This window comes from Roseiarcus sp., assembly GCF_052145395.1.
Taxonomy (GTDB): domain Bacteria; phylum Pseudomonadota; class Alphaproteobacteria; order Rhizobiales; family Beijerinckiaceae; genus Roseiarcus.
In genome coordinates, this window is record NZ_JBKQOT010000014.1 from 1 (window position 1) to 8,279 (window position 8,279).

Genomic DNA, 8,279 nt, shown 5'->3' on the forward strand with positions numbered 1-8,279 from the left:
GGCCGCCGCTCCACTTCCCGGTTGCCCGAGCTGATCGAGTTCGTGCTCTCGCGGCCGCTTATCTCGGCCGGCATGATCGGCAGGGCGCTCCGCGTCACTCCGCGGGCGGCGCAGAACCTCGTTGCCGAGCTGGGCCTGCGCGAGGCGACGGGCCGCGGCCGATATCGGGCATGGGGCGTCTTGTGAGGGCGTCGGATCCGCCGGCCTTGAGTCGGCGATTGCCGTGAGCGCTTGTGGACGCCGCCGAGGCCCACACGCCTGAGGCGTCGGCGGCATTGGGTCAATGTCAGGCGGCTCTTCACACATATTGGCTAGGAAGCGTTCAAAACTCTAATTGGCGCCCCGTCCAGGAAGGCGAGGGCATTCTCGACGCTGCGCGGGTAGAAGTCGCGCCAGGTCTCTTCCACTCCGTATCCGAGATGGGGCGTCAGCACCGTGTTGCCGGCGGCGCGGAGCGGGTGGTCCCGCGGCAGCGGTTCCTTGTCGTAGACGTCCAGCACCGCGTTGATCCTGCCGGCCCGCACTGCGGCGACGAGAGCGCCCTGGTCGATCAGGGGGCCGCGGGACGTATTGATCAATATTGCGCCCGTCTTCATAAGATCAATGTCTTCGGCCCCGATGACGCCGCGACTTCGGGGCGAGAGGACCATGTGCACGGAGATTGCGTCGGACACGGCCATGAGCTCGGCCTTTCTGGCAAGACGCGCTCCCGCGGCCTCGGCCCTGGCTTCCGTCAGGTTCGGACTCCAGGCAATCACTTTCATGTCGAGCGCAGCGCCATAGCGGGCCATGCGGCTTCCCAGCCGTCCAAGACCGACGATGCCAAGCGTCTTGCCGGCAAGGCTCACACCAACGGGAACGCCGCGCTGAAAACCGCCTGCCCGCATAGTCGCGTCGGCGACCGGGATGGCGCGAGCGGCGGCGATCAGCAGGCCAAGGGCCAATTCAGCGGTCGCAAAGGGAGCGCCAGAGCCGCCGCCCGCGGTGTTGCAGACAACCACGCCCTGGCGGGAACAAGCCGCAAGATCCAGGGTCGCGACATTGGCTCCGGTGATGCCGATCATGCGCAATTTGGGGAGACGGCGGAGGAGCGTCGCGGGAAAGGCGGTGCGCTCCCGCATGGTCAGGAGAATGTCGGAATCGGCAAGCGCAGCGGCTGCCTGATCCTCATTATCGAAAGCGTCGGCGAAGAATGTCAGATCGGCGCGCGAAGCAAGCAGGGACCAGTCGGCGCTGCCGCGGGCGACATCTTGCCAGTCATCGAGGATCGCGATCTTGACCATGAACATCTCCTCCGTGGGAGCAGATAGGGCCTCGCAGACGTCGAAAGGCTCAAAGGTTTGCGAGCGCCGTCAGGGTCCGATCGCGCGCGTCCCAATCGCCCTCCGCATGGATCGGCTGGATGCAGACTTGCGTGGCCCCCGCCGCCAGATGCGCGCTCAGGTCGCTGGCGATCTTCGTCGGGTCGCCCCAGAGCACCATCGCTTCGATGAACCGGTCCGAACCGCCGTCGGCGAGCTCGGCCTCGGTGAAGCCCAGACGCAGCCAGTTGCTCCGGTAGTTGGTCAAGGTCAGATAGCGATGCAACTCGCGCCGGGCGAGGCCGCGCGCGGCCGCCGCGTCCGTCTCAAGGCAAACCTTCTGCTCCACCGCGAGCAGCTTATCGGGGCCGAGGGCGGCTCTCGCCTCGCGGGTGTGTTCGGGAGTGACGTTATAGGGGATGGCTCCCGCCGTCCGCTCCGCGGCCAGTTTCAGCATCAAAGGCCCCAGCGCCGCGATGACGACGGGCCACTCCGTCGCGTTCGCAGGGTCCTCGTAGACGCCGTCGAGATAGCGACGCATCGCCGGAACCGGCTTGTCATAGACATGACCACGCACCCTCTCGACCATGGGCGCGTGGCTGACGCCGAGGCCGAGAATGAAGCGATCGTCATAGAGGCCGGACAAGCTCCGCAGGCCGCGCCGGGCGGTAAAAGCGTCGCGCGCATAGATGCTGGCGATGGAGCTGCCGATGATCAGCCGTGTCGTGTTCGCGAGCATGAAGCTGGCGATTGAGAGGGATTCGTATCCGAGTGATTCAGGGTACCAGAGCGCGGAGTAGCCGAGGTCCTCGACCGTCTGCAGCAAGCGCCTGATCCCGGCTCCGTCCAAACGGTCGACCGGATACCAGACGCCGAGTTTTCCCAACTGCCTCATAACGCAGACTCCCCGAATGGGCCGCGTGCACGCGGCAGGGTCGGCAATCAGCATCCCGTCCTCGACGGGTTTGCAATGACCACAGAGATACCACATCATCCGCCGTCCCGCTCCAAGGGACACGGAACCGATGCCGAACTGCGTCAGAGGGGATTCGATGGGCGATTCGGGCGATGACGCGCTTGGGGTTTGGCTCGAGCAGGCCCCGCTCGCGGAGCTGATCGACGCCGCGGGCCGTCTGCGCGACGAAGCGCATGGGCGCTGCATCTCCTATTCGCGCAAAGTGTTTATCCCGCTCACCCATCTTTGCCGGGATGTCTGCCATTATTGCACCTTCGCGGAGCCGCCGCGCGCGGGACGGCGCGCCTATCTCTCGCCGGACGAGGTGCTCGCGATCGCGCGCGCCGGGGCGGCCGCCGGCTGCACGGAGGCGCTTTTCACGCTCGGCGACAAGCCGGAGCTGCGCTACCGGGCCGCCCGCGACGCGCTCGACGCGCTCGGATACGAAACCACCATCGCTTATCTGCAAGCGATGTGCGCGCTGGTGCTGCGCGAGACGGGACTTCTGCCGCACGCCAATCCCGGAATCATGAGCCGTTCCGAGATGGCCGGCCTTCGCACAGTATCGGCCAGCCAGGGCGTCATGCTGGAGTCGCTGAGCGAGCGGCTGAGCGGACCGGGCGGCGTTCATTTTGGCTCGCCTGACAAGCGGCCCGAAGCGCGTCTCGAGACGCTGCGACTGGCGGGCGAGCTGCGCGTGCCCTTCACCACCGGAATTCTGATTGGTATCGGCGAGACTCGGGGCGAGCGCCTCGAGGCGCTGTTCGCCATCCGCGATCTGCACCGCCGCTTCGGGCATGTTCAGGAGGTCATCGTCCAAAACTTCCGATCCAAGCCTGGCACCAAGCTCGCCGGCGCCGCGGAGCCTGATCTGGACGACCTCCTCTGGAGCATCGCCGCCGCCCGCCTGATTCTGGGCGCGACGATGAATATTCAGGCGCCGCCCAACCTGTCGCCGGGCGTCTATCCGCGTCTGATTGCGGCGGGGATCAACGACTGGGGCGGGATCTCTCCGGTCACTCCGGATCACGTCAATCCGGAGGCGCCGTGGCCGGCGATCACTGAGCTCGCCGAGCGCACGGCCGCCGCCGGCAAGCTCCTCGTGCATCGGCTGCCGATCTATCCGGCCTACGCGCGAGACCTCGCGACCTGGGCAGCCCCGGAGGTCGCCAAGCAGGTGCGCCGTTTGAGCGACGCCGAAGGCTTGGCGCGCGATGACCATTGGGCGCCTGGCGCGACCGCTGCTCCGCAGGCGCCAACGATCCACGCCCGCTCGGTTGATCCGGCGATCGAGGCCCTCATCGAACGCGCTCAAGCCGGCAACCGCCTCGATTCGCCGGAGATCGTGCGGCTGTTCGCGGCGCGCGACGCGGACTACCAGCGTGTCATTGACGCCGCCGATGACCTGCGCCGGGAAACGAGCGGCGAGACCGTCCGCTACGTCGTCAACCGCAACATCAACTACACCAATATCTGCTCTTATCGTTGCCGCTTCTGCGCGTTCTCCAAGGGGAAGACGCATGAGGCGCTGCGCGGCGCGCCCTATGACCTTGCGCTGCAGGAAATCGTGCGCCGTGCGGTTGAGGCCTGGGAGCGAGGCGCGACCGAGGTCTGCCTTCAGGGCGGCATTCACCCGGAGCATACCGGCGAGACCTATCTCGGCATTTGCCGCGCCATCAAGGCCGCTCTGCCCGAGATGCACATTCACGCCTTCTCGCCATTGGAGGTCACGCAGGGCGCCGCGACGCTCGGACGGCCAATCCGGTCGTTCCTGGCTGAGCTCAAGGACGCCGGCTTGAACACCTTGCCGGGCACCGCGGCCGAGATCCTGGACGACGAGGTGCGCGCAGTCATCTGCCCGGACAAGGTGAACACCGCAGAGTGGCTCGAAGTCGCCCGCGCCGCGCATGGACTCGGCCTGCGCACGACATGCACGATCATGTACGGACATGTCGAACATCCCCTGGCCTGGGCAAGGCATCTCATACTCTTGCGCGATTTGCAGATGGAGTCCGGCGGCTTCACGGAATTCGTGCCGTTGCCGTTCGTGCCCATGGAAGCGCCGATGTATCTCAAGGGTCAGGCTCGGCGCGGGCCGACGTTCCGCGAAGCGGTGCTGATGCACGCGGTGGCGCGACTGGCGCTTCACCCCCACATCACGAACATCCAGACGTCCTGGGTCAAGATGGGACCCCAGGGAGCGGCGGCGTGCCTCAAGGCCGGCGCCAACGATCTCGGCGGCACCTTGATGAACGAGAGCATCTCCCGCGCTGCGGGATCCGAGCACGGCCAGGAGTTTCCGCCCGAGGCGATGGAGGTCCTGATCCGGTCGCTTGGGCGAACGCCGGAGCAGCGGAGCACGCTCTACGGCCCGGTCCCGGAGGAGCGGCGAGCCGCATCGCTGAACGCCGCCGCTCTGGCGCCTGTTGTTCTGACGCCGCCCCGGAAACTCATCGCCGCCGCCTAACGGGAACCCTGGTCCGCCGTCAGCAGGCGAGCGGCGATGCCCGATTGTTCTAGAAAGGCGAGCGTCCGGGTCGGTACAGAGGGCGACATTTTCAGGAAGTTCACGAGATCGACGGGATGGTCGATATCCATCCCGATGCCCGGCCGGCGGACGACGCGCGGTTCGATCCCTCGGCTTCTCGCCGCATCGAGATGGGGGAAGAAGCTATCCTCGCCGAACCGCGGCGGAACGACATCCGGCGGCGAACAGAGGATGGTGTTGGATCCGAGATCGTCATGCGCCGGCACAATCGTGAAGGAAGGGGCGGACCCATGCGCGGCCAAAGTCTCGGTGATCTCGGCTGGCGATACGCGCGGGATATCGCCGGGCATCGTCATCATGCCGGCCCGACCCTCGCGAACAAGCAGGCGCGCGCCAGCCATGACCGCGCCGGTATGACCTTCCCGCGCGCCTTCCGCCACGATGCGCGCACCGTAGCGGCCAGCGAGCGCCGCCGCGACCGGATCGCCCGTGACGACGACGATGCCGGCAAGCTGCGAGACCGCGCTCAAGGCGTCGAGGACATCTTCGAGCATGATCGTCGCGAGCGCGCGACGATCCTCAGGCGTCAGGCACGACGCAAGCCGCTCTTTGGCGCCCGTCAGCTCCTTGACCGGCACGACGGCCCAGACGCCGCTCACGCGAAATTCTGGGCGCGATTCAATGAGGCGAGCGCGTCCGCCGCCCCGAGGACGACGCGAGCCAGCTCCTCGCGCTCAGCGAGAGTGGTCATCAGCGTCGGCGCAAGCGTCACCCTCGGCGCCACAAGAGCCGCCTCGTCTGCGTCCGCGTTGTCCATCACGTAGCCATCGAGCAGATCGCCGTAGCGTTGCGCAACCGCAGCGGCGCTTGGCTTCATTCCCAGTTCCGTCATCATTTTGGCTGTTGGACCTTTGACCGCGCGCCCGCCGATGATGGGGGACACCGCGATAACAGGGGCCGCACAGGCGGAAAGAGCCTCGCGCATCCCCGCAACCGCGAGGATCGGCTCGACACTTATGAACGGGTTGGACGGGCAGACGATCACCGCGCGCAATTGCTCGTCGCGCAGGGCCGCCAGCAGCTCAGGATGAGGGCTCGCAGCGTCGGCGCCCTCGAACGCGAGCTCCCGCACGACAGGACGGCACTGAAGGCGCACGAAATAATCCTGGAAATCGAGCCATCCCTCGTCCGTTCGCAACTTTGTCCGCAGCGGATCATCGGTCGCCGGAAGCACGCGGGGACCGACGCCGAGCCGGCGGCAGAAGTCGGCGGTGATTACGGACAGAGGCTCACCCCGCCGCAGCCGACGGGTGCGCTCGACATGAATTGCCAGGTCACGATCGCCGAGCCGGAACCAGTCCTCGCCGCCGAGCGCCGTCAGCGTTTCCATGAACGACCACGTCTCGTCCCGCCGGCCCCAGCCCAACTTCGTGTTGTCGAGGCCGGCGAGCGTGTACATCAACGTGTCCGCGTCCGGCGAGATATGCAGGCCGAGATGTTCGAAATCATCGCCGACATTGGCGACGACAAGCAGATCGTCCGCACGCAGGATCCAGCTGAGGCCGAGCGCGAGCTTCGCGCCCCCGATGCCGCCCGAGAGAGCGACCACGAGATCCCCGCTCATCGAAAAAGATCCTCATTCGGGGGACGGACTATGCTGACAGCCGTCGATTCCGGAGCGGACCAGCGCAGCCCGCGGATCAAAACTGCCGGCAGCGCCTCATCCGCCTGACCCATCACGAGCGACGCTGCGGCCGCGACCTCGTCGGCGAAACCGATCACGCTGACTTCGAGCCTTCGGCCAAACAGGTCGAGCCGTCCGCGCAGATCGATCAGCGCGGGCAGGCCCGAGGCGCCGATCGCGACGCCGGTGGTTCCTTGGCGCCAGGGACGTCCAAAGCTGTCGTTTATAATGACCGCGATGTCGACCCCGGTCAGCGCCGCCAGTCCGCGCCGCAGCGTCTCCGCGCTCCGATCGGGGTTCTCGGGCAACAGCAGCACGCGTTGCGCGCCATCCGTGGGCGCCACATTCGACTGATCCACCCCGGCGTTCGCCATGATGAAGCCGAGCCGGTGCTCGACGATCAGAACGCCGCGGCGCGCCCGTACGACACGAACCGACTCCGACAGAATGACCTGCACAAGGCGCGGGTCCCTGCCGACATCCGCTGCAAGGGCGACAGCTTTAGCGGAGGGTTCAACCGTCGCGAGGTCGACGAGGCGACCCTCGGCCTTCGAGACTACTTTCTGCGCGACGACAAGCACGTCTCCGGCGCGTGGCGCGACGCGGTTCTCCCTGAGGGCTGACGCAACCCGTTCGGCCAGGTCGTCGCCGGCCACGATAAGCGGCAGGCCCTGCAGGGCAACGACCTCCAGGGAAGTCATGCGCCGACGAAGCCGTCCGGCGCGCCGAAACGGTGGCGTAGGCGCGGCAGAACGTGCTCGGCATACAGCCGGATGAACCGCTCCTGATCAGGCCCCGGCGCGTGAAAGACCAGATGCCTGAAGCCGAGATCGACGTAACGGCCGATCCTCTCTACATGCTCGTCCGGATCGGTTGAGACGATCCAGCGGCTCGCGGCGCGCTCGGCCGATAGCTCGGCGGCAAGGCGCTCCATCTCCTCCGGATTGTGGACGGAAAGCTTCTCCTCCGGCGTCAGGGCGAGAACCGCCCAGTGGCGGGTATCCTCCAGGGCGCGTTTCCTATCCGTGTCGAAGGAGACCTTGACCTCCATCATCCGGGTATAGTCAGGCGCTCGCGAGCCCGCCTCGCCTCGCCCCTCCAGCACCTTTGGCAACACCGTCTCGGTATAGAACTCCGACGCCTTGCCGCTGGTGCAGATCAAGCCGTCCCCCATTCGGCCGGCATATTTCGCGATCAACGCGCCGCCCGCGGCGATGTAAATCGGAACCGGCGTCGCGGGCCGGTCGTAAAGGGTGGCGTCCCGAGTGCGATAATACTGACCTTCGAACGTCACCCTCTCCTCGGTCCAGAGCTGACGCATCAAGGTTACGGCCTCGCGCAGGCGCGCGAACCGTTCTTTGAAATCAGGCCAGATCATGCCGGTTGAGGGGACCTCGTTCAGCGATTCTCCGGTGCCGACGCCAAGCACGACCCGATCGGGAAACATGACTCCGAGTGTAGCGAAAGCCTGCGCCACGACGGCGGGGTGATAGCGAAGGGTCGGCGTCATCACGCTCGTGCCGATCGTGATCCGCGACGTCCGGGCACCGAGGGCGCCGAGCCATGCAAGCGAGAACGGCGCGTGGCCGCCGTGATGCTTCCAGGGCTGAAAGTGGTCGCTGATGAAGACCGAGTCAAAGCCCGACTGCTCCGCAAGACAGGCGAACCTCAGCAACTCCAGCGGTCCGAATTGCTCCGCCGACGCCTTATATCCAAGCTTCAGCACGATCCGCCTCCGTTTGTCATGGGGCCCAAGGCGGATACATAGCTCAGACCACCTGTTAGGGCGACGGCTCGGTCCCTTATCGGATCGCGCGGGATGCTTATTGAGGAGCGTGCGATGAAACTCGG

General features: G+C 66.3%; 8 protein-coding genes. 2 read left to right on the forward strand and 6 right to left on the reverse strand.

What is annotated here, in order from left to right; translation table 11 throughout:
- Positions 1–186 (forward strand): helix-turn-helix domain-containing protein (locus ACLP25_RS00475; protein WP_442467287.1); only part of this gene is annotated, 186 nt, incomplete at its 5' end.
- 125 nt (positions 187–311) lie between these two features.
- Here ACLP25_RS00475 and ACLP25_RS00480 read toward each other — a convergent pair.
- Positions 312–1,283 (reverse strand): D-2-hydroxyacid dehydrogenase family protein, encoded by a 972-nt coding sequence (locus tag ACLP25_RS00480; RefSeq protein WP_442467288.1) that lies wholly within the window; start codon positions 1,281–1,283, stop codon positions 312–314.
- Between the two features lie 49 nt (positions 1,284–1,332).
- Positions 1,333–2,196 (reverse strand): TIGR03620 family F420-dependent LLM class oxidoreductase, encoded by an 864-nt coding sequence (locus ACLP25_RS00485; protein ID WP_442467289.1) that lies wholly within the window; start codon positions 2,194–2,196, stop codon positions 1,333–1,335.
- Positions 2,197–2,326: 130 nt separating this feature from the next.
- Here ACLP25_RS00485 and cofH point away from each other — a divergent pair, with 130 nt between their 5' ends.
- On the forward strand, positions 2,327–4,723 hold the full coding sequence (cofH, locus tag ACLP25_RS00490) for a 5-amino-6-(D-ribitylamino)uracil--L-tyrosine 4-hydroxyphenyl transferase CofH (RefSeq protein ID WP_442467290.1): 2,397 nt from the start codon (positions 2,327–2,329) through the stop codon (positions 4,721–4,723).
- Here the strand turns inward: cofH and cofC are convergent.
- Genes cofC through fgd form a run of 4 tightly spaced genes read right to left on the reverse strand, consistent with a single transcriptional unit; the run spans position 4,720 to position 8,154 of the window.
- A complete protein-coding gene (gene cofC / locus ACLP25_RS00495; RefSeq protein WP_442467291.1) occupies positions 4,720–5,403 on the reverse strand; it encodes a 2-phospho-L-lactate guanylyltransferase in 684 nt (227 codons plus the stop codon). The genes cofH and cofC overlap by 4 nt on opposite strands.
- Positions 5,400–6,368: a 2-phospho-L-lactate transferase gene (cofD, locus tag ACLP25_RS00500; RefSeq protein WP_442467292.1), complete on the reverse strand. Its 969-nt coding sequence runs from the start codon at positions 6,366–6,368 to the stop codon at positions 5,400–5,402. Before cofD ends, cofC begins: the two co-directional genes overlap by 4 nt.
- A complete protein-coding gene (gene cofE / locus ACLP25_RS00505) occupies positions 6,365–7,129 on the reverse strand; it encodes a coenzyme F420-0:L-glutamate ligase (protein WP_442467293.1) in 765 nt (254 codons plus the stop codon). Before cofE ends, cofD begins: the two co-directional genes overlap by 4 nt.
- Complete coding sequence (gene fgd, locus ACLP25_RS00510) at positions 7,126–8,154, reverse strand: glucose-6-phosphate dehydrogenase (coenzyme-F420) (protein ID WP_442467294.1); 1,029 nt, start codon at positions 8,152–8,154, stop codon at positions 7,126–7,128. The genes cofE and fgd overlap by 4 nt, the downstream gene beginning before the upstream one ends.
- Positions 8,155–8,279 lie beyond the last annotated feature (125 nt).